This window comes from Commensalibacter sp. M0355 (genome assembly GCF_016101365.1).
GTDB classification, from domain to species: domain Bacteria; phylum Pseudomonadota; class Alphaproteobacteria; order Acetobacterales; family Acetobacteraceae; genus Commensalibacter; species Commensalibacter melissae.
On record NZ_JACFQQ010000001.1, the window covers coordinates 166070 to 188607 of the forward strand.

21 protein-coding genes are annotated in these 22538 nt (G+C 37.8%); 9 read left to right on the top strand and 12 right to left on the bottom strand.

Going from position 1 to position 22538, the window contains the following annotated elements; genetic code table 11:
• Positions 1-202: 202 nt before the first annotated feature.
• A complete protein-coding gene (galE, locus tag H3T44_RS00770; protein ID WP_198195579.1) occupies positions 203-1219 on the top strand; it encodes a UDP-glucose 4-epimerase GalE in 1017 nt (338 codons plus the stop codon).
• Between the two features lie 66 nt (positions 1220-1285).
• Here galE and H3T44_RS00775 read toward each other — a convergent pair whose 3' ends face one another.
• The 8 genes from H3T44_RS00775 to cydD all read right to left on the bottom strand — a co-directional run bounded on the left by H3T44_RS00775 (position 1286) and on the right by cydD (position 10540).
• On the bottom strand, positions 1286-1768 hold the full coding sequence (locus H3T44_RS00775) for a YbhB/YbcL family Raf kinase inhibitor-like protein (RefSeq protein WP_110438103.1): 483 nt from the start codon (positions 1766-1768) through the stop codon (positions 1286-1288).
• A gap of 155 nt (positions 1769-1923) precedes the next feature.
• Entirely contained in the window at positions 1924-2673 is a 750-nt protein-coding gene (recO, locus tag H3T44_RS00780) for a DNA repair protein RecO (RefSeq protein WP_198195580.1), read from the bottom strand.
• Between the two features lie 28 nt (positions 2674-2701).
• On the bottom strand, positions 2702-3607 hold the full coding sequence (gene tsf, locus H3T44_RS00785; RefSeq protein WP_110438105.1) for a translation elongation factor Ts: 906 nt from the start codon (positions 3605-3607) through the stop codon (positions 2702-2704).
• A 131-nt stretch (positions 3608-3738) separates the two neighbouring features.
• Positions 3739-4527: a 30S ribosomal protein S2 gene (rpsB, locus tag H3T44_RS00790; RefSeq protein WP_110438106.1), complete on the bottom strand. Its 789-nt coding sequence runs from the start codon at positions 4525-4527 to the stop codon at positions 3739-3741.
• 306 nt (positions 4528-4833) lie between these two features.
• Positions 4834-6666 (bottom strand): DNA helicase RecQ, encoded by a 1833-nt coding sequence (recQ, locus tag H3T44_RS00795; protein WP_198195582.1) that lies wholly within the window; start codon positions 6664-6666, stop codon positions 4834-4836.
• Positions 6667-6692: 26 nt separating this feature from the next.
• Positions 6693-7082, bottom strand: coding sequence for an OmpA family protein (locus H3T44_RS00800; RefSeq protein WP_122123676.1), 390 nt, complete (start codon positions 7080-7082; stop codon positions 6693-6695).
• Positions 7083-7158: 76 nt separating this feature from the next.
• Positions 7159-8844 carry a thiol reductant ABC exporter subunit CydC gene (cydC, locus tag H3T44_RS00805; RefSeq protein ID WP_198195583.1) on the bottom strand — a complete coding sequence of 562 codons (1686 nt, stop codon included), beginning with the start codon at positions 8842-8844 and terminating at the stop codon, positions 7159-7161.
• 1 nt (position 8845) lies between these two features.
• A complete protein-coding gene (gene cydD, locus H3T44_RS00810; RefSeq protein WP_198195585.1) occupies positions 8846-10540 on the bottom strand; it encodes a thiol reductant ABC exporter subunit CydD in 1695 nt (564 codons plus the stop codon).
• Between the two features lie 264 nt (positions 10541-10804).
• On the opposite strand from cydD, the gene H3T44_RS00815 reads away from it, so the two are divergent.
• Together H3T44_RS00815 and H3T44_RS00820 are read left to right on the top strand one after the other, a co-directional pair.
• Entirely contained in the window at positions 10805-12619 is a 1815-nt protein-coding gene (locus H3T44_RS00815; RefSeq protein ID WP_198195587.1) for an ABC-F family ATP-binding cassette domain-containing protein, read from the top strand.
• A 185-nt stretch (positions 12620-12804) separates the two neighbouring features.
• A complete protein-coding gene (locus tag H3T44_RS00820; protein ID WP_198195588.1) occupies positions 12805-13863 on the top strand; it encodes a tRNA-dihydrouridine synthase in 1059 nt (352 codons plus the stop codon).
• A 455-nt stretch (positions 13864-14318) separates the two neighbouring features.
• On the opposite strand, the gene H3T44_RS00825 is transcribed toward H3T44_RS00820, so the two are convergent.
• The gene (locus H3T44_RS00825; protein ID WP_122123681.1) at positions 14319-15317 is read right to left on the bottom strand and encodes a Gfo/Idh/MocA family protein; all 999 of its coding nucleotides are present in this window, start codon (positions 15315-15317) and stop codon (positions 14319-14321) included.
• A 242-nt stretch (positions 15318-15559) separates the two neighbouring features.
• Here H3T44_RS00825 and secD point away from each other — a divergent pair, with 242 nt between their 5' ends.
• Together secD and secF are read left to right on the top strand one after the other, a co-directional pair.
• On the top strand, positions 15560-17113 hold the full coding sequence (secD, locus tag H3T44_RS00830) for a protein translocase subunit SecD (protein ID WP_198195589.1): 1554 nt from the start codon (positions 15560-15562) through the stop codon (positions 17111-17113).
• Between the two features lie 10 nt (positions 17114-17123).
• Positions 17124-18062: a protein translocase subunit SecF gene (gene secF / locus H3T44_RS00835; RefSeq protein ID WP_198185258.1), complete on the top strand. Its 939-nt coding sequence runs from the start codon at positions 17124-17126 to the stop codon at positions 18060-18062.
• A 38-nt stretch (positions 18063-18100) separates the two neighbouring features.
• On the opposite strand, the gene H3T44_RS00840 is transcribed toward secF, so the two are convergent.
• Complete coding sequence (locus tag H3T44_RS00840; RefSeq protein WP_198195590.1) at positions 18101-18433, bottom strand: hypothetical protein; 333 nt, start codon at positions 18431-18433, stop codon at positions 18101-18103.
• 51 nt (positions 18434-18484) lie between these two features.
• Positions 18485-18955 carry a large-conductance mechanosensitive channel protein MscL gene (gene mscL, locus H3T44_RS00845; RefSeq protein WP_230880500.1) on the bottom strand — a complete coding sequence of 157 codons (471 nt, stop codon included), beginning with the start codon at positions 18953-18955 and terminating at the stop codon, positions 18485-18487.
• A gap of 198 nt (positions 18956-19153) precedes the next feature.
• On the opposite strand from mscL, the gene rpmE reads away from it, so the two are divergent.
• From rpmE to H3T44_RS00865, 4 genes are all read left to right on the top strand, one after another.
• Positions 19154-19381 carry a 50S ribosomal protein L31 gene (gene rpmE / locus H3T44_RS00850; RefSeq protein ID WP_110438117.1) on the top strand — a complete coding sequence of 76 codons (228 nt, stop codon included), beginning with the start codon at positions 19154-19156 and terminating at the stop codon, positions 19379-19381.
• Between the two features lie 176 nt (positions 19382-19557).
• On the top strand, positions 19558-20226 hold the full coding sequence (locus tag H3T44_RS00855; protein WP_155565557.1) for a DUF1013 domain-containing protein: 669 nt from the start codon (positions 19558-19560) through the stop codon (positions 20224-20226).
• Between the two features lie 2 nt (positions 20227-20228).
• Entirely contained in the window at positions 20229-20738 is a 510-nt protein-coding gene (purE, locus tag H3T44_RS00860) for a 5-(carboxyamino)imidazole ribonucleotide mutase (protein ID WP_155569328.1), read from the top strand.
• A gap of 26 nt (positions 20739-20764) precedes the next feature.
• Entirely contained in the window at positions 20765-21892 is a 1128-nt protein-coding gene (locus H3T44_RS00865; RefSeq protein WP_198195591.1) for a 5-(carboxyamino)imidazole ribonucleotide synthase, read from the top strand.
• On the opposite strand, the gene H3T44_RS00870 is transcribed toward H3T44_RS00865, so the two are convergent.
• Complete coding sequence (locus H3T44_RS00870; RefSeq protein WP_198195592.1) at positions 21855-22535, bottom strand: RadC family protein; 681 nt, start codon at positions 22533-22535, stop codon at positions 21855-21857. The two genes, H3T44_RS00865 and H3T44_RS00870, sit on opposite strands and share 38 nt — an antisense overlap.
• Positions 22536-22538 lie beyond the last annotated feature (3 nt).

A 22538-nucleotide genomic window follows, 5' to 3' on the forward strand; every position in this document is an offset into this window, starting at 1 on the left:
AATCGATCATATCAAAAAATTAGTTAGCATTTTTTAGCCTAGAATATATTAAAACATCATTAAAAAATTTTATTCTTTTTTGAATTGTAACATTTCATGGGGCTAATTAATTTCTTTATTTACAAATCCCAGTACAGTAATATGCTGACCGATTTAATTTGAATAGTAATATACTTTAATTTTTAAATATAGGGCCATATTCATGACAATATTAGTTACAGGTGGTTGCGGTTATATTGGAAGCCATACTTGTATTCAACTAATAAAACAAGGTATTGATCCAGTTATCATTGACAATCTTTATAACGGCAAGGAAATCGTTCTTGATCGCATTAAAAAGATTACTGGAAAACGACCAAGATTTTATCAAGGGGATATTAGAAACAAAGATCTTTTAGACACCATATTCAAAGAAAACAATATAAAGGGAGTTATTCATTTTGCAGGACTGAAAGCCGTTGGTGAATCGGTACGCAAACCATTGGAATATTATGATGTCAATGTTTATGGTACTATCAATTTGCTTGATGCCATGAAAAAGGCCAACGTCAAAAAATTTATTTTCAGTTCATCCGCAACTGTTTACGGAACCCAGCCGATTATTCCATATATCGAAACCATGGAAACCGGAGAGCCAACCCAACCTTACGGTCGCAGCAAGCTCTTCATTGAGAAAATTCTTCAGGATCTATCAATCGCGGACCAGGACTGGTCAATTACAATATTAAGATATTTCAATCCCGTAGGAGCGCATCCATCAGGATTGATTGGCGAGGATCCTCAGGGTATTCCCAATAATCTCATGCCTTATATCACTCAGGTAGCTATTGGAAAATTGGCCTCCCTCGCAGTATTCGGCAATGATTATGAAACCAGAGATGGAACGTGTATCAGGGATTTTATTCATGTTATGGATTTGGCTGAGGGACACTTGGCCGCACTCAACTTTAATGACACCCAATCAGGAGTGAATATTTTCAATTTGGGTTCCGGTCAGGGAAATAGTGTACTGGAGGTTATAGCCACTTTTGAAAATGTGTTCAGAAAAAAATTGCCATATCATTTTGCCCCACGCCGTGATGGAGATCTACCCGCATATTGGGCTAATGCTGATCGCGCCAAAAAATTATTGAATTGGGAAACGAGATTGAATCTGCATGATATGGTACAGGATTCTTGGAACTGGCAAAGTAAAAACCCCAACGGTTTTGAAGGATAGCTTTTAAATTAGCGATATATTGATCAAATTATCACAATCTGTAAAACAATGATTGTGATAATTCATTCAACCTTTTAAATGACAGATCAATTGTGCAGAAGCCAATGAATGATGATGCACGTTAAAACCGACGAAAGCTGGGGTTGAGGAAGGTGTCACATCTATTCTTGCTATATTTAATGCATGAATCGTAATTATATAACGATGCGGTTTTCCAGGTGGTGGTGCTCCACCCCCGTATTCCTTTTGACCAAAATCATTTCGAATCTCGATTGCACCTTCAGGCAGCAATTTATTGGAGGAAGCCCCTTCAACCAGATGTGTTATGTTGGGTGATATATTGACAACAACCCAATGCCACCATCCAGACCCGGTTGGAGCATCAGGATCGTACATGGTTATAACAAAGCTTTTTGTATTATCTGGAGCATCCTCCCAAAATAAAGAGGGGGAAAGATTACCTCCATTCTGTCCCATGCCATGATAACGTTGGGCATTGGGCATTTCATCACCTTCTTTATAGGAATGGCTCCAAATTCGGAAAACCATATCAATCTCCTTAAATATGTCATTATATGACAGTTATATTTTATTTTTCTAAGGCTGTATATGGTTTTAATTTTGCAGAGATTACAAATAATTTGATATTACATGCAAATTCTTCTCATTTTTTATTTCATAAATCTAAAAAATGAAATTGAATATCAAAAATTGTCAATATTTGCCGCCACTCTTTCTTCAAAATTTTTTCTTGCCCTGGGCAAGTCTTTATTTATTAAGGAAAACACATTTTTCTCTAGAAAATAACGGGATAATTTCAAACCATTCATCCAATCTTTCTGATTGCCATTTTCTTCCTCATTCAGAAAAAAAGATGGAAAAGGGAATAATTTCGGCTTCCACTTTCCTGCCATAACTTCCGTAACCACTTTTCCCGTACGTGGAGACACAAAAAAAGATTGACACTTGTCAGATTCATAACAGATTGATATATCCAACGCATACCCCAGTGCCGCAAGAAAATTTAATTCCCATCGTAATAGCCGAGGAACAATTTCTTTATTTGAATCTGCAGGGTTTTCCGCGACAAAATCAAGATATTGAAAAGATGATTTTGCAATATATTCCACCGGTTGACGCTCGAGTAATCCACTTTCGGCTACAGCACATAAGGACAGCATGGCTGAAAATGCCAATGGACAAGGCGATAGAATTGCAAAATTCGAACGTATCAATTCGCCTTTGAAATATCCCAACTGATCTGATAGTTTCGCTGACCAATCGACATTGACAAAATTTCCCGTCTGCCAAATGGAAATTTGACGACGGGAAATCATACCCTTGACAAGCCCCCTGAATAATCCCTGCTCTAGCGAAAGAACAGACACTATTCCATCAGTTTCTCCATAAGGGCGTGTATTCAAAACAATAACCGGGGAAGACCATTCCTGCATTCTATCTCCCCCACCCTGTTAATTGTAATCAACCCTTGGCAGCTTGGGCAACTTCAGCAGCAAAATCGCTTTCTTCTTTTTCAATGCCTTCACCCAGATGGAAACGTTCAAAGGCAACAAGTTTTGCTCCATTTTTGTCAACAACAGCCTTGACTTTGCTTTCACCATCATGAATCCAGGTTTGTTCCAAAAGAACAACTTCTTCATAGAATTTACGTAAGCGACCTTCAACCATTTTTTCAATGATATTGTCCGGTTTACCTGATGCACGCGCCTGTTCAATAAAAATGCTTTTTTCACGTTCAACAGCGGCAGGATCAATTTCTTCAACACTTAATGCAATTGGACGTACAGCGGCTACCTGCATACCAATTTTACGACCGAGATCCTCAATTTCATCAGATGCTTCAGGTGCCTCCAAAGCAACCAGTACACCAATTTTTCCTAAACCTGGACGCAAGGCGGAATGAACATAGCTTGCTACAACACCAGAAGAAACTTCAAAAACACGCACACGTCGAATGGTCATGTTTTCACCAATTGTGGCAATCAAGTTGGTTAGATTTTCTGCAACAGTTTTTCCATTTTCCATTGTGGCATTTTTCAAGGCCTCGACATCTTCACCCACTGTCAATGCAACTTTGGCGACATCCTCAACAAATTGTTGAAACTGTTCATTTCTGGCGACAAAATCGGTTTCAGCATTAATTTCGACCATGGCGGCCTTGTTACCCGCTGTCGCAATTCCTACCAATCCCTCAGCAGCCACACGGCCGGATTTTTTTGCAGCAGTAGCCAATCCCTTTTTACGTAACCAATCAATAGCTTCCTCGATATTGCCAGCTGTCTGATTAAGCGCCTTTTTGCAATCCATCATGCCGGCACCGGTTTTTTCACGTAATTCTTTTACTAATGCAGCTGTAATCTCTGCCATCATTTTTCCCTTTTCTTAACACACGAACGTCTCGATCAATATCGAGACGTTATGCTTGTATCATTTAATATAAATTGATTTTTTGACGAATTTCATATTGAATCGTCAACAATCAGAAAACTTATTGGCAATTAAGCTGGAACGTCTGGTGTCTCTTGTACAGAAACAGATTCCATAATAATTTCAGGAGGCAATTCCTCTGCCGCACCAATATCTTCACCTGCGGCACCTAATTCCTTGGAAATACCATCCAACACAGCACCGGCAACCAAATCACAATATAAATTGATTGAACGTAATGCATCATCATTTCCTGGAATTGGATAGGTAATCCCATCAGGATCTGAATTGCTATCCAGGACAGCTACAACAGGAATACCCAATTTGTTAGCTTCCTGTACAGCCAATTTTTCCTTATTCGTATCAATGATAAAGAGTATGTCCGGCAAACCACCCATTTCCTTGATACCGCCAAGTGAACGTTCCAATTTATCTCGTTCACGGGTCAACTGAAGAATCTCTTTCTTGGTCAACCCAATTGTATCGCCATCAAGCGTTTCTTCGATCTGGCGTAAACGCTTGATAGAATTGGTAATGGTCTTCCAGTTTGTCAGCATACCCCCTAGCCAACGGTGATTGACATAGTACTGCCCACAACGTTTGGCTGTTTCCGCAACAATCTCAGAAGCTGTACGTTTTGTGCCAACAAACAATACTCTTCCACCATTGGCAACTGTATCACGAACGGCATGCAATGCGCGATCCAACATAGGAACCGTTTGTTGAAGATCAATAATATGAACCTGGTTACGGACACCAAATAAGAAAGGTGCCATTTTAGGGTTCCAGCGACGTGTATGATGTCCGAAATGAACACCCGCTTCCAATAACTGACGCAAAGTAAAATCTGGCATTGCCATAAATATTATCCTTATAACTGGTTAAACCTCCGTAAAGTACCGATTACCTTTTTCAAGCACCAGCGGTCGAACCTTTACGTGTGAATTGTCGAACAATTTCGATCATATCGTATATGATAGATTTTTGATAAAAATTCAAGTAAATCTTTAATAAAGTAACATATGCAAAAATATTGATCTTTATGAAAACATTTTTTAAATTTCTTTATTCTTGATTATCAAAAAAAATAATGAATAATTAGTGTAAAATAAATGACTTCATTATCGTTTAGTCTTATGCGTAAAATCATCCAATATAAATAATCATTATCTATTATTTTGAAACTCCTTGATTATTTCTAATAATTTCAATCCATAATGTTCCAATTTCATATTCCCTACACCTTTTATATCCTTAAAATCTTTCAAGGTTTGGGGATTACAAAGAGCTACTTCCCTTAACACCGAATCATGAAAAATGATATATGGAGGAACCTGTTGTTTACGCGCCTCATCTGATCGCCATTTTTTTAATTCATCAAATAATTTATGCCGGTTTTGTGTTATTAGCAATGTATCGTCTGTATTTTGACATTTATATATTTCAGATTTTTCAATATCTTCACGCAGAAATAAACTCTTTTTCCCCCTTAACAACGGACGGGCTTTTTCCTGGTTTAGAAACAAATTTGAAAATTCCTCTCCCTGACGCAAAACATCTCGGGCCATCAATTGGTGAATAACAGAACGCCAAAAATTGTGTGATTTATCTTTCCCAATACCAAATAAAGAAAGTCGATCATGCTGGAAATTTTCAACTTGAATATTATATTTGCCTCGCAATACATTAATAATATGCATTGCTCCAAAACGTTGTCCGGTGCGGTATACTGCAGAAATCACTTTCTGAGCCGCTATAGTTCCATTTAACAGTCTTACAGGATTTTTACAATTATCACAGTGATTACAAGACTTATCCAGGTTTTCTCCAAAACAATGCAACAAAAGTTTTGTTCGGCATTCAGCCGTTTCAGATAATGCCACCATCATATCAAGTCTTGAACACGCGATTTTCTTCTGTTCATCTGTAATCGTAGAATGTTCAAGAAAATATCGCGCCTTAGCAACATCAGCACCATTATAGAATAAAACGGTTTCGGCAAGATCACCATCCCGTCCAGCTCGACCTATTTGTTGATAATAATCTTCTGGTCCCCTGGGCATATCCAAATGAACAACCAATCTGACATCCGGACGATCGACTCCCATTCCAAAAGCAACCGTCGCAACGATAATTAAAGGCTCTCCTGATCGAAACCTTAATAGGATACCTCTTTTTTCAAGTGCGGATAAACCGGCATGATAAGCCACAGCGGTAAAACCATAACGAACAAGATTATAAGCTATCCGTTCAGATTTATTACGACTTCCACAATACACGATACAAGCCGCATCACGATATTTTTTTAATAATTCCCTTAGCTGTTTGGATTCGGTATTTTTTTGTATTACACGTATAAATAAATTAGACCGATGAAAACTGGATCGCAGAATTTTGGCTTCAGGCATATCCAAAGCCTGAATGATATCTTTTTGCGTGACTGGATCAGCTGTTGCTGTAAGGGCAATTCTTGGAACAGAAGGAAATATCCGAGGTAAATCACATAAAAGGCGATATTCCGGACGAAAATCATGCCCCCATACGGATATACAATGGGCTTCATCAATTGCAATCATGGAAATTTGAATTTTTTCCAAAAATTTCAATGTATCGTTTTGGAGCAAGCGTTCTGGGGAAACATATAAGAGCTTGAGTTTTTTTGAAGCAATATCATGACGGATATTGTATGCTTCCTCATTTTCCAATTCAGAGTGTAATGCACCTGCACTCACACCTAATTGCCTTAAAGCTGCTACCTGATCATCCATCAACGCAATTAATGGTGAAATTACCAAGCCCATTCCAGAACGACACAAAGCCGGGATTTGATAACAGATACTTTTACCTCCCCCGGTGGGCATCAATAACAAAACATCCTGATTTTGCATTACAAGATCAATCGCCTGTTTTTGCAAACCACGAAAACACTGATACCCAAAAACTGTTTCTAGTATTTTTTGGGGGTCTCTCTCATCATGTAATCTAACTTTATCAAACAAGTTAAAAAAGATTATCCAGATAGAATTTATTGAACTATAATTTCCACACGTCTTGCCGCCACTTGACTTTTACGATTTTCTGGCGGACGGGGAATATCATGAACACGATTTGACAGAACTCCATCATCCACAACCTTTTGTGCAACAATTTTGGCACGCTGAATTGCCATCATTTCATCTTTGGATAAATCGCCATAAATTGCTGCATAACCTTTGACATAAACCTGTTTTTCAGGAAATTTTTTCGCATAAGTAGCAGCTTGAGAAATGGTTTTGTTAGCCGAATCATCCAGATCCGTGGAAGCAAATGGAAAAAATACAACATAGGTTCTGTCATTCTTTTGCGTTAAAGAACCGGATTGGGAACATGCCCCCAACAAAATGGATGCTAGTAAAACAGGAACAAATCGACGCATTTAATTACTTTCTTTCAAGGCAACATTTTCAAATCAATATATAATATCAACAAGTAATAAAATATATAATTTTCTTTTATTCCGCAACTAGTTGTCCATTAGATAACCGCCATACCTCATCTATGTTTTCAACACCCGTTAAACGGTGCATTATCAAAATCACCGTTCGGTTGCCTGTTATCTGATTTAGGGTTTGAAAAAACGCTTTTTCAGTATCACCGTCTAATCCTGATGTTGGTTCATCCAAAAGTAAAATCGGGGCTTTTAGTAACAATGTACGTGCCAATGCAATCCTTCTTCCCTGTCCTCCGGAAACCTTTACACCACCCTCTCCAAGCCAGGTATCCAGTCCATCCGGCATCTCACGAACAACATTTGCCACTGCAGCATCAGAAAGGGCTTGCCACAAATCTTCCTCTGTCGCATCAGGGTTTCCAAGCAAAAGATTCTGACGAATTGTATCATCAAATAAATGGGTGTTTTGAGAAAGCCATGCTATTCGTTTGCGGACTGATTCATTATCAAACCAGTCAAGATTTTGATCAGCCAATGTTATTGAGCCCTTTGTTGGCTGAATGACCTTTAATAACAAGGCCGCCAGAGTGGATTTTCCCACACCGGATGATCCTATAATGGCAATTTTTTTTCCTTGTGCAATCGTCAGGTTCAAATTCTGATAAAACCATGGTTGTGAATCTCCCCAACGAAACGATACATTCCGAAACTTGATATCCCCGGTTTCAGGTGGAACTTTACCAGATTTAGAATTGTCTTCAACTTTTTTATTGTCATTAATATTTACAACTCTTATGGCGGCATTGACGATTTGACCTGCCAAACCTCCTGCCTTGCTCAAAGGAACGACCAATTCAAATGCTGTAATAGTCAGAAAAAGACAGAAAACCGTGTGAAAAGCGTTCAATCCATGAAAACCAATGTTCAATCCGCTCATCAATACAAATAAAACAGCAACTTGACCAAAAAAATATGCGATGACTCCTATTAACGCTACTTCCCTTGCCTGAATATATTGTTGATCAAAAAGTTCATTCTCATTTTTTTTGATTAATATGGAAACTCTACGTTCTGCTCCAAAGGCTCTTATTTCCCTTAAACCATGAATAAAATCCAGAACTGTTATTCTCAGCTGTGCCGTATCCTGAACAAGTTTTTTCCCTCTTTTCCGGGTTATAAAGCCCGCACCAAATGGGCATAAAAATGCAGAAATTCCATAACAAATCACGATAGATACAGCCAATGCCAAATTATAATGGGCTATAACTGTAAAAAGCACAAAAGATGTCAATATGGAACCGAAAAACGGTAAAATAAGACGCAAATATAATCCGTCCAATGTTTCAATATCAGAAACCAATCGGGATAATATATCCCCACTATGACGGAAACCCAATCCTGCCGCACTCCCCATAGCAAGTGTACGGAAAAACCATATCCTTAAGTCTGCTAAAGCATGAAACATGGCATTATGGGTAAACAATCTTTCCACATATCGCATAATCATGCGGGAAACCCCGACCATTTTTAAAAACAGTGAGCTGGTTATGATTGCACCCATAGCTGTCAAGGCAACCTTGCCCCCGGCAAAGCTCATTAAAGCCAATCCCAATAATACGGCTATCAAGGAGATAAAAATTCCAAAAAGTAAAGCGGGCAACCGTTTATACCATATCGAAAATATTGTTTTAAACGCTGCCGTCACGGAGGATTTTTCAGATCTGGTAATATCTTGAATATTTTGCATATTATCCTTCCTTCTGACAGGAAATTATAAATCCATGATTTAAATTGATGTGTATACCAGGCAATTTTTGCCCCTGTTCCGAATGAGTGGCCATAATGACTGTTCTATTTTCGGTCAGTTTCAACAATTGATTAAAAATATCCCTCTCCGTTTCGGGATCAAGATGAGCTGTAGGTTCGTCAAGCAATAATAATGGAGCGTTTTTCAGATATGCTCGTGCAATAGCAATTCTTTGGGCCTGACCACCCGATAACCCATAACCGTTTTCACCAATTACCGTATCAAGCCCATGCGGTAAATCTAACAAATATCGATCTATCGCCGCCGCTTCAATGGCTTGTTGAAATTCTTGCTCGGTTGCGGAGGGTCTGGCAAACATAATATTCTCACGAATAGTACCGCAAAAAATAACAGGTTTTTGTCCGATCCATGCCATTAATTTTGACAATGAAGCAGCCGAATATTCGGTAATATCCAATCCATTTACCAAAACCTGCCCCTCATTCGGCTTTATAAATCCGAGAATCATTTCGATAATGGTTGATTTTCCTGCACCAGACTGACCTATCAATAAAGCTCTTTCCCCTGCCTTGATGTCGAAATTCAGAGAATGTAATATACGACCTCTTTGAGCGTCCCAATGATAGGAAACATTTTTAAAGCTTATTTCCACTTTATCATTGAAAGGAATATCCTTTACATTGGTTGAAAATTCATTTTTGACAGGCAATTCAACAATAGATGCAGCCGTTCCGCCAAGTCGTGCCCTGTCCTGATAGGCCAGAGCCAAACTGCGTAGAGGACCAAAAAACTCCGGAATAATCAATAAAGTAAAGAGAATATGCGTGACAGGAATAGATTGTATTGAATGAATTTGGACAAATTGACTTCCATCCATCAACACTACCAGAATAATCGCGATAATCATCGCACAATCAATAGAGGCAGACGACAAGAAAGCTACCCGTAATATTTTCATCGTTATCTTACGCAATTCATCTGCTGATAATGCAAGTCTATTGGCCATGTCATCTGATCGACCAGCCAATACAATCGTTGCAATCCCTCTTACTCTATCAAGAAATTGAGCCTGCAAACGGGTCATTGCCAAAAATTGCTTTCTTGCAGCCATGGCTGCTCCAATTCCAAAAATTGCCTGTGCAATAGGAACCATCAAACCACATAAACCCATAATCAACGCTGACCATGGTTGAACTAAATACACGAAAAAAAGAATAAGTAGTGGTGAGACAATCCATAGAACCGATGCCGGCAACCATCGTGAAAAATAACCATCCAAAGATTCAACCTGATCAACCGCCAATGCTGTCAAAGCGCCACTTGATTGTCGCCTTAATATTGAAGGACCGATTTGCATAATATGATTGATAATCAAATTACGTAGGCGATGTCGTGCTTTAAGACCGATTTTGATCGTAAAGTCACCTTCCAAAAAAAATACGCATCCTTTGAGAAGCGATAGTAACAGATAAAATAATATCAGTATTGAAATTGGAAATTGTATTGGTATGGATGGGACCAAGATTTTTCCGATAATTTCAGCAATCACCCATGCCATACCGACAGCAATCAAACTTGAAAGCAATCCTAAAATTACAAGAGGGAAAATTGCCTTTTTGCCAATTTTCGTTTGTAATCTTGTCCAGTTTTTAATTTTTGTTTTTTTATCAGGCATATAATCCACTCTTTATCACGATAAAAAGATGCATTGGCAATTCAATCTGGGTAATTTACAATTTAAAAAGTAAAAAAAAATTATCAGATTATTCAAAATTTCAGTAATTTTATTTATTCCCAAATTTTTAAAAACAAAATCACTTTATTATCAAAATTTTGTCTATTTAATAAAAATATTTACATCTTCATATTTAATAAATATGTTTTAATATACAAATTTACTTATATAGCAAACATTCTGTAAACCACATTATCTCATTATATGTCATCCCCACTTTTGCTTATACAAAATCTTTCTTACAGTTTTGGAGGTCACCCCCTTTTTACCGACCTGAATTTCAATATTGCAAATAATGAAAAATTATGTCTGGTCGGTAGAAATGGATCAGGGAAATCCACCTTATTCAAAATTATAATGGGATTGCAAAATAGAGATTCAGGAAATCTTTTTATACAGCCTGGCACTACCATTCAATGCCTATCCCAAGAACCTGATCTTTCTTATTTCACAAAAACCATTGATTATGTTTGTTCAGAATTACCCAGTCCGGATGATTATTTTCGTGGGCGAATTCTGCTTGAGGCACTGGGATTAACTGGTAATGAAAATCCTGCACATCTATCAGGGGGTGAAACAAGACGCTGTGCACTGGCCAAGGTTTTAGCTCCAAGACCAGATCTATTACTGTTAGATGAACCCACAAATCATCTGGATCTTCCAACAATAGAATGGCTGGAATCTGAATTAAAATCTTTATCTTCTGCGGTTTTAGTGATCAGCCATGACCGTCGATTTCTGGATAATATGGCAAAAGGCATTATCTGGCTGGATAGAGGACAGGCAAGGCAACTTTCCATGAAATTTTCCGAATTTGAATTATGGAGGGAGAATTTTTTCGAACAGGAAGCACTGGAGTATCATAAGTTAAATCGTCAAATTGCAAGAGAGGAGGATTGGGTGCGTTACGGCGTTACCGCCCGACGCAAACGTAATGTTAGACGAATGGCGGAACTTTCAGAACTTCGTCTAAAAAGAAAAAACCATATACAGAATCCTTCCTTGGACACCCTACAATCAAGTGATGCAGAAAATTCCGGTAAAATTGTCATAGATGCAAAAAACATAACCAAATCCTATAATTCAAGAACAATCATAAATAATTTAAATTTACGTATTGTACGTGGAGATCGGCTTGGCATTATTGGTCCAAATGGTGCCGGCAAAAGTACGTTGCTGAAATTATTGACAGAGCAGGAACTGCCTGATCAGGGAGAAATCAAACTTGGAAGCAAACTTGAAATCAATTATCTAGATCAACACAGACAGATCCTTGATCCTGAAAAAACATTGGCAGAAACGCTTACACGTGGACGTGGAGATTATGTAGATATCGGAGGGGAAAAAAAACACGTTATCGGATATATGAAACAGTATCTTTTTCAACCAGAGCAAGCTAAAACACCCGTGAAGGTTTTATCTGGTGGAGAAAAAGCTCGATTATTGCTTGCTTGTGCTTTGAGCCAACCTTCAAACCTGATGATTCTGGATGAACCTACGAATGATTTTGATTTGGAAACGCTTGATTTGTTACAGGAAGTGTTGTCCACTTATAAAGGAACCCTTATTCTGGTCAGTCATGATCGAGATTTTCTTGATCGAATTGCCACTTCAGTTCTTGTAGCTGAAGGTAATGGTATCTGGACAGAATATGCCGGTGGATATTCTGACATGATGGCACTTCGTGAATATAAACAGGAAAATCTTATCAGGAAAACACAAAATAAATCGCAAAAACCAACATATTCAAAAACACCCATTAAACCAAAACCAAAAAAACTTTCATACAAAGACCAGTATGAACTGGATCATTTGCCAGAAAAGCTTCAGAAACTTCAAATCTCTATAATGCAGCTGAACCAACATCTCAATGATCCAGGATTATATCAGGAAGACCCTGATTTATTTGAAAAATTCACACGGCAATTACTGGATAAACAAAAAAAACAAGAAAAACTTGAGGAAAGATGGCTTGAATTGGAAATTTTGCAGGAGAATTTGAAATCAAATGATGAATAAAGTAATCCATTTAATCAGTAAATCCTGTAATTTTAAATTATTTGTTTTACCTGATTGAATTGTCTGTCATGACAGCCATATATTTTGTAATATGTTGTAGGAATGACATGAAATATCAAGCGACTTCCGGCTTTAAATATCAACAATTTGAAAATCACGTATAATTATAAGGAGGAACCCTGTTCATGGAAAATCATAGCCATCCATTTTACAATCCAAGGTTAAGTTATGAGGAAAACTACCAGAAAGGCCCTTTTGGAGATTTTACACAAAAACCGGAAATTTCTATTGTAAACCAACCTACTGTTCATTTTCTGGGAAATAAGATTAATCTACCATTCGGTATTCCCGCCGGACCTTTACTCAATGGCAAATATGTAAAGGCGGCACTGGACTGGGGATATGATTTGTGCGTTTATAAGACGGTCAGAACAAAAAAATATAAATGCCATCCCCTTCCCAATGTCTTGGCTGTCCATCCGGAACATAGACTTTCAGAAAATGTTGATACAGTATTAGCTGATCAAAATTATGATTTGCCTTTATCCATAACAAACTCTTTTGGTGTCCCTTCTTTTGATCCAGATATATGGCAACCTGACATGGAGGACGCAGTTAATTATGCAAAACCTGGACAGGTTGTAATCGGCAGTTTCCAGGGCACATTGGGTGTTACCAATCATATCGAGGAAAATTATGCAGAAGCGGCCCGTTTGGTCGATGAGACAGGTGTTCCCCTTCTAGAGGCAAATTTGAGCTGTCCCAATGAAGGGGTAAATAACCTTTTATGTTTTGATATTGATAAGGTTGAACGGATTGCCCACGCGATCAAGAATGCCGTACCAGATAAACCATTGATGCTTAAATTGGCTTATTTTAAAGATAACAAACTTCTTTATTCTTTTCTTGAAAGATTGGCTCCTATCGTTGACGGCTTTTGCGCAATCAACACCCTTTCGGCAAGACCTGTGACCTCTCAAGGTAAACAGGCTTTGGGAGGGGATCGTCCAACAGGAGGAGTTTGTGGTGATGCAATTCGTTGGGCCGGTGAAGAAATGGTTTCCCGCCTATATGAATGGAGAGCCAATCATAATGAAAAATTTGTCATTATAGGTGTTGGGGGAGTCAATAGCCCAGAACATTATCAAACATATCTTTCCCTGGGTGCTGATGCTGTCATGAGTGCAACCGGCGCAATGTGGAATCCTGCGCTAGCATTACAAATAAAAAAGGCGCTTCAATAATTTTTTACATTAAATCAAGTTATCAAAATAAAAATATTTTCGATAACTTGATTTAAAGGCTTCTCCTGTTAATTTTTCATTTATTTCAAAAACAACAACCTTGTATTATTATAAATGTCATTTAAGCTATATTATGACGATTTTACAGTTCATTTTTTAGTAAATGATTATGTAATATTATCCTGTTTAAAAATTTTAAAATATAATCCTAGATAGCATGAAATCATTTGCCACTGGATCATATCATTTTCACATCAATATTAATTTTTATGGAAAATTAATTGTGAAACTTCAAAAATTAATACTGCAAAACTTTTTATCATGCTGATCATTTCCGTCGATATGAAAAACACATTATTTACCATTTCTTCATAACAATTAGCACAAACCATCAAAACTGCTTTGTTAGATCATGATAAATTACAGAACTATATCCCTTTAAAGATATATTAATATTAAAAGCTATTTGTTTTAGAATTCAATAATCCAGAAACCTGCATTCGCTCTCTTGATTCTTTTATACTTTTGATCACCGCCAATGCTGCATTCAAAGCTCTTCGCCCCGCAACCCCATCCACGAGAACTGGTATTCCATCAAGACAGGATTTTACAAAAGCATGATGCTCAGCCTCCATATTATCATGATCTTTCCATTTCACCACTTCTCTTCTAAATCCATTGGTACCAGGTAAAGGCATACCCTTTTCTTTTCCAATCATGACCAATTGATTTTCCACAAAATCAGCCGATAAATACCCTTCTTCGGAAAAAATTCGCATTTTACGCTCAGTTTTTAAGGAAATACGACTGGCTGCAATGGTCGCAACGCATCCATTTTCAAAAGTAACCCGAGCATTTGCTATGTCTTCGAATTCTGATGTCACGGATGCACCCAACGCATCCACTTTTCGTATATGAGATGGTACGATAGCTAGAACAAGATCGAGATCATGGATCATTAGATCAAGAATAACAGAAACATCAACCCCTCTCGGCTTGAAAGGTGCAATTCGCATGGTTTCAATATATAAAGGCTTCTTTATACGTTCATGTATAACTTTCTGTTCCGCTGAATAACGTAAAAGATGCCCAACTTGCAAGACAAGTCCACGACTATTTGCCAGATCAATGAGATGATCAGCCTGATCAAGCGTTGAGGCAATCGGTTTTTCTATTAGAACATGCCTACCTTTTTCAAGGGCCTCAAGGGCCAATTCATAATGAAATTCGGCAGGTGCGGCAATAATCAAGGCATCACAAGATTGTAACAGCTGGTCAAGTGGCATATAGGGAACATTACCGGCTTCTTTTCCAACTTTTATTGCATTGCCAATTACTGGATCATAGATACCGATCAGATTTTCACGCTCTGCTTTAAAAGATTTTAAAGCATGAAAACGACCAAAATATCCCGCCCCAGCAATACCCACACGCAAAATCGACTGTTCTGCCATTTGTTTTCTCGCTTTATATTAAATTTAAACTTACAATTTTTCTTAAATTTGGATAGAAAATAAAATATTCTTAAACGTATTTAAACATTGTTTTTATTTATAATGCTATATATACCTTGCCATATAATAGTATTATAACCAAAACATATTGCATCGAATAACATGACAACGACCCTGTTGTTAAACGTTCCCTTTAACCATTTTCAGTCCATCGGGACAAAAAGGATTTAGTCGTTACTGCGATGATGTATTACAGTCGAACAAAACTTGCCCTGGTTTTCGCCACTTGTTTCATGGGGCTATTATTATGTTTACCCAATTTTGTTAAACATCCATCTTTTAAGATACCTTGGCATCAGATCCATCTTGGCCTTGATTTAAAAGGAGGATCCTATTTACTGATGCAGGTGGATGTGGAGATCATCAGCAAAAACCGTTTACAGACGTTGAGTGACAATGTTCGGCAAACCCTTATTTCCAAAAATCTGGGTTATCGCAATTTACATATGGTTCCCAAAGATCATACCATTGTTTTTAATTTGCGTGATCCAAGTGAAAAAGAGGGTGTTATATCTGCATTGAGATCAATGCCAAAAGCGGTTCCCAATGAATTTGAGGTTAGTAATAACAATGATCAAATTAGAATGGAACTTTCAACTTATGCAATGCAGCACCGCGCAAGCGAGGCGGTAACTCAATCCATTGAAATTGTTCGCAAACGTATCGATGCAACAGGTGCTGTCGATCCATCCATAACCCGTCAGGGTACAGACAGAATCATTGTTCAGCTACCGGGCGTCAGTGATCCGAACCGGATTAAGCAATTACTTGGTACAACAGCTAAAATGACATTTCACTTATTGGATGAAAATGCAAACCCAAACCTACCTCCACCTGGTGTAACATTTCTCCCAATAGCTGGAAATGAAAATGAAAAATTACCAATACGTGATCATATTGAAGTTGACGGTGCCGACCTAACAGGAGCAAGTGCTGGATTTGATCAGCAAAGTGGCGAATATGCAGTAAATTTCAGTTTTGACAATGCAGGCGCACAATCTTTCGCAAATGTTACCCGTGCCAATATCAACAAACGTTTCGCTATAGTGTTGGATAATAAGGTTATAGAGGCACCTGTCATTCGGACTCCAATCACAGGCGGGAATGGTCAAATTACAGGCGGATTTGATGCGCAAAAAGCCACTGATCTTGCCTTACTTTTACGAGCAGGTGCCTTGCCTGCTCCGCTAAAAGTGATGGAAGAACGTTCAATTGGTCCATCACTGGGGGCTGATGCTATCAGGGCTGGAGGATTGAGTCTGGTAAGCGGTTTTGTCCTTGTGATTATTTTTATGCTTCTATTTTATGGTCGTTTTGGTCTCTATGCGAACATCGCTTTATTTGCAAATCTCGTATTGATGAGTGCCATTTTATCTCTTTTCGAAGCGACACTAACCTTGCCAGGTATGGCGGGAATGCTTCTAACCCTTGGAATGGCAGTTGACGCAAATATTCTTATCAATGAACGCATTCGCGAAGAAACACGTAATGGCCGTACGCCCCTTAACGCTTTACAAACTGGATTTGATCGTGCTCTCAATACAATCATCGACAGTAACGTCACCGCTTTCATTGCACACGTCATGTTATTCATATTTGGAACGGGTGCGGTCAAGGGATTTGCATTGACTATCACCATTGGTATTGTTACGACCCTTTTCACCACCTTATGCCTCTCCTGGATGCTGACAATTCGCTGGTATGCTGTCACCCGCCCTAAAGAACTTCCGATTTGAAAGAAAGAATATGCTTGGTCGTCCTTTATTACATCTCGTCCCACATGGCACAAAAATTCATTTTATGCGTGGACGCTTTGCCGGCCTGATAACATCAGCGGTTTTATCTATTGCATCAATTATTCTTTTCTTTCATCCCGGCTTGACATTGGGACTGGATTTCCGTGGCGGTATTGTGGTTGAAGCGCAAACTCCTGAACCTGCTGATTTTAGCAAATTGCGCAAATTTTTATCTGATGCCGACATTACAGCAGCTGGATTACAACAATTTGGTGGGAAAAATAATGTCCTGATCCGGCTTGACGCACCCAAAGAAAATAATGGCGATGCAACCCAGATATTGATCAGCAAAGTCAGATCAGCCGTTACAAATTATGAAACTGGTACAAAAATTGTACGAGCCGATGCTGTTGGTGCCTCTGTTTCCTCTGAATTATTCAGAAATGGGCTTTTGGCACTTGGAATCAGTCTTTTTATGATTATGATTTATATCTGGTTTCGATTTGAATGGGAATTTGCACTTAGCGCCATTATAACCTTGCTTCTTGATTTAACAAAAACAATCGGATTTCTTGTAATCACACATTTTGAATTCGATCTGGTCATGGTGGCTGCCATCTTGACAATTCTAGGTTATTCAACAAACGATAAAGTTGTCGTATATGATCGAGTAAGGGAAAATCTAAGAAAATATCATTCCATGCCATTTCAAGAATTGCTTGACCTATCAATTAATGAAACGTTAAGCAGAACCCTTGCCACTTCGTTTACCGTGTTTTTAGCCGCCTTACCTCTTGCTCTGTTCGGTGGTGCATCTCTTTCCGGTTTTGCCTGGATAATGTTATTTGGTATTATAGTGGGAACTTCTTCCTCCATCTTCATTGCCGCTCCCCTGCTTCTATTTATGGAAGAGGGAAGCTTGAGAAGAAAAACCAAAAGATCATCCTAGAATTATTTCATGAGCAGTTTAAAAGAACTGCTCAATTTTTAACGAATATTATTTTTATTCAAAGACTGTATCAGTATTTCCACAGAATTTTTTGCATTTTTCAAATTATGATTATTCGGTTTCGATAATGCCATCATAACGTAATGTTTTGCATTTTGATCCTTTAAAAAAATATCCTGGAAATCAGTCAATGAAACAGAAGATAAACTACCTAGATAACCAATACACATTCCATGAGTAAATATGTAATTGTAGGCAATGGAATGTGGGGTTAAGCGTTCAGATGACTTTAATGAATTCTCTTGTGATTGACAGGCACTCAAGGGAAACAAATAAAGGGTTAATCCTAATAAAACATATCGCTTAAACATTTAAAACTTCTTTGTTCCCATAGACTTGTAATCAATTTATCAAAAATTGATCTAGGATTGTTTTCTGTTTGCAAGAATGTCTCTTATTTCCTGCAGTAAAACTTCCTGTTTTGTTGGTTGTGCGGCTTTAACTTCTTGCTGCGTCTTGATGCGATTATAGATATCATTCAACCCTCTGACAATCAGGAAAACAACAAATCCGATAATTAGAAACTGAATAATCGTGTTGAGAAAAACTCCAAAGTTTAAAGTTACCGCACCTATTCTTTGTGCCTCGGCCAGTGTTTTAACATGAGGTCCCTTTAAGGTGATAAATAAATTACTGAAATCGACACCACCTAGAAACAAACCAATAATGGGATTGAAAATATCATTCACCAAACTTTTAACCACACTTGTAAAAGCGGCACCAACGATAATACCCACAGCCAGATCAACAACATTACCCCGCATGATAAAGGATTCAAATTCATGAATCCATTTAATGCTCCTACTTTTTTTAGCCATATTTTCATTACTCATTTTCATTTCCATTCAATTGCTCTAAAAAATAGTTACGTATCAATTATATTTGAAAAAAGAATTTTAAATAAGAAAAAAATGTCAAACAGTAAAAAATAACAAAGAAGAGATTGATTTCGAGCAGTAAAATGACTATAAATACATTTTCTTTCTCCGTCTGTTAACGGAGTTTTTTTTACAATCTGTTAAGAGAAAATCATGAAAAACGATATCCATCCAGATTATCACGAAATTACAGTCGTCATGACAGACGGTACTGAATTCAAAACCCGTTCCTGTTATGGCTCTAATGGCGATACATTGCGTCTTGACGTAGATCCTAAATCTCATCCTGCATGGACCGGAGTTCAGCGTATCAATGATACACGAGGTCAAGTTGCGAAATTTAACAAGCGTTTTGCTGGTATCGGACAAAAAAAGGTTTAAATAATTAGATTATTTTATTAACCTTATTGATGTAAGGGTGACTTCATCACCCTTATCTCAATCAAATAAAATTACTAAATTACAGCTTTTAAAATAGTCTATATTGTTTTAACCTAAAATTTACAGTTTTAAGTTTTTAATAATATTCTACTCTATTTTTATCATACAGGATTGTCATGACCTTACCTCTTATGCCTAAGGCTACCGCAGTATGGCTTATTGAAAAAACTGCTTTAACCTTTAATCAAATTGCAGAATTTTGTGGCATGCATCCTTTGGAAGTCCAGGCAATTGCCGATGGCGAGGTAGCTCAAAGTATCATTGGCTATGATCCTGTTGCCAATGGCCAGTTAACCCAGGAAGAGATTAATCGCTGTGAGGCTGATCCAGATCGAAAGCTAAAACTATCAGCAAATCGCATGCAAATCGTCAAGCGATCAAAAGGCGCAAGATATACTCCCATTTCAAAGAGAAATGATCGTCCTGATGCAATTGCCTTCCTGTTAAGAAACTATCCCCAATTGCTAGATCAGCAAATTGCCAAGCTTTTGGGGACAACTAAAGATACAATTGCCAAGGTAAGAGATAAACAGCATTGGAATTCCGCCAATATTAAACCACGTGATCCAATCATACTGGGATTATGCAGTCAAATGGATTTAAACAGTGCTGTTGCCGAAGCGAACAGACGTGTTGAGAAGGATGAGACGGATACCTCTTCCCTTAATCCCTCAGAAACAACAGAACATCAGGAATCTTCAGAAACAAAGAAAGAAGAGCTAGATATCAATCATATATTTTCCAATTATTCTGAAAAAAACAATCAATCCGACGATCTAAATTAATTATGCCATTACCCCATCCCTCTTCATCAAATATCTCCCTTGCTGTTGGTGTTATTATGGGCAGCCAGTCGGACTGGGATATTATGAGTCACAGTGCTGATATATTAAAAAAACTTGATATATCACATGAAGTAAAAATTGTATCGGCTCATCGTACACCCGATCGATTAAGGGAATATGCAATATCCGCTGTTGAACGGGGAATCAGGGTTATTATTGCTGGCGCAGGTGGCGCTGCACATCTTCCCGGTATGGTTGCCGCCTGGACACATTTACCTGTTCTTGGTGTACCAATGCAAACCCATGCCCTAAACGGTAAGGACAGTTTGTTATCAATTGTGCAAATGCCTGCAGGTATTCCGGTTGGTACCCTTGCCATCGGAAAAGCTGGGGCCATTAATGCGGCACTTTTGGCAATATCTATCCTATCTATCGCTGATCAGTCAATCGCCCAACGCTTAGTTTCCTGGCGCAAAGCACAAACAGATTCTGTCGCTATTTCTCCACTTTAATTATACATTATTAATAAGAGGGACTTATGCTCTTACCTAATTCAACCATAGGAATCGTTGGAGGCGGACAATTAGGCAGAATGTCTGCTGTAGCGGCGGCACGTCTTGGATTTAGAACACATATTTTATCTGACATTATGGATGCTCCTGCCGCTCAAGTGGCTTCTGGCATTACGGTTGGATCTTATCATGATCAATCAATTTTAAAACAATTTGCTGAACAGGTTGATATAATAACATTTGAATTTGAAAATATAAATATAGAAGGAATAGAATATCTTGCTACTGTACGACCTGTTCATCCTTCCAGCAATGTCTTAAAAATCAGCCAAGACAGGTTTCTTGAAAAAGACTTTTTAAATCAACATGATATTCCAACCACTCAATGGATTTCTATTTTTCAGTTAGAAGATGGCATAAATGCGGCAGAAAAACTGGGATTTCCTTTTATCCTAAAAACCACTAGATTGGGATATGATGGTAAAGGTCAGGCCGTTATCCGTACCGACGAAGAATTCAAAAAAGCCTTTAAAAATTTGAATCCTCATCCTCTAATTGCTGAAAAAAAAGTAAACTTTTATAAAGAAATTAGCGTGATGGTTGTTCAGAATGAACATGATGAATTACAAACATTCGATGTTACTGAAAACCGACATAAAAATGGAATTCTTGACCTCAGTATCGCACCAGCCCGAATTACCTCAGCATTGCAAAATAAAGCCAAAGAGATCGCAGTTAAGATAGCCCAGGCTCTCAAACTTGTTGGTATCTTGGGAGTTGAAATGTTCATTGATGATCAGGATAATATTCTTGTCAATGAAATAGCACCCCGTCCTCACAATTCAGGACATTGGACAATGAATGCCTGTCCCTTTGACCAATTTGAAATGCATATTCGTGCTGTCGCAAATCTTCCCTTACCGCCTATAGCTCGACATTCGGATGCCATTATGAAAAATCTTATAGGCCCCCAAACACTGGAATATTGGCCAAAGATTTTAGAAAATGATCGAATGATAGGACATTTATACGGAAAAAAGGAAGCAAAACCGGGTCGAAAAATGGGACATGTCAATATAAATTTTCCATATAATGGTTTACCCGGAGAATTCGGAATTAAAGCGGCATTATCATTTCTTTGTTCGGGGGATTAAGCAATCCACTTTCCACAAAAGAAAAATAGATACCATTCCCGATTATTATATGATCGGCGATATCAATATTAACTGCTTCCAAGGCTTCAACTAATATATATGTTAACTTTTTATCCGCTTCCGAAGGTAACGCTATTCCACTGGGATGATTATGTACCAGAATCAAGGATTCAACATCGAATTTAAGAGCATATTTCGCTATTTCACGGATATGGATGGATGTGGTACTCACGGTCCCTGAAGCTTGATGACTGATTGAAATGATATGGGCATTCCTATCGAGAAGAATAATATAGAAATGTTCAATCGTTTCTCTTGATAAGAAAGCAATTAGATAATCGGTTAAATATTTTTTAAACCGTAGAATATTTTTATTATAAATTTCTGATTTCAAAATACGTATGCTTGTTGCATATATAAGGGAAATAAACGCTATATCCTTTTCAGATAAATTGAATTCCTCAATTAACTGATTTTTGTCATAGGTAAAAAGATGCGGAAAAGATCCAAGTTTTGTTAGAATATTTTCTTGCCAATTTTCATTATGTTGTTCAAATTTTATCCATTGGGATAACAAAGTTAAATATTGTGAATCAGATTTTATATTATCTTGTTTTTCTTTCACAAAACTGTGCATTTTCATATT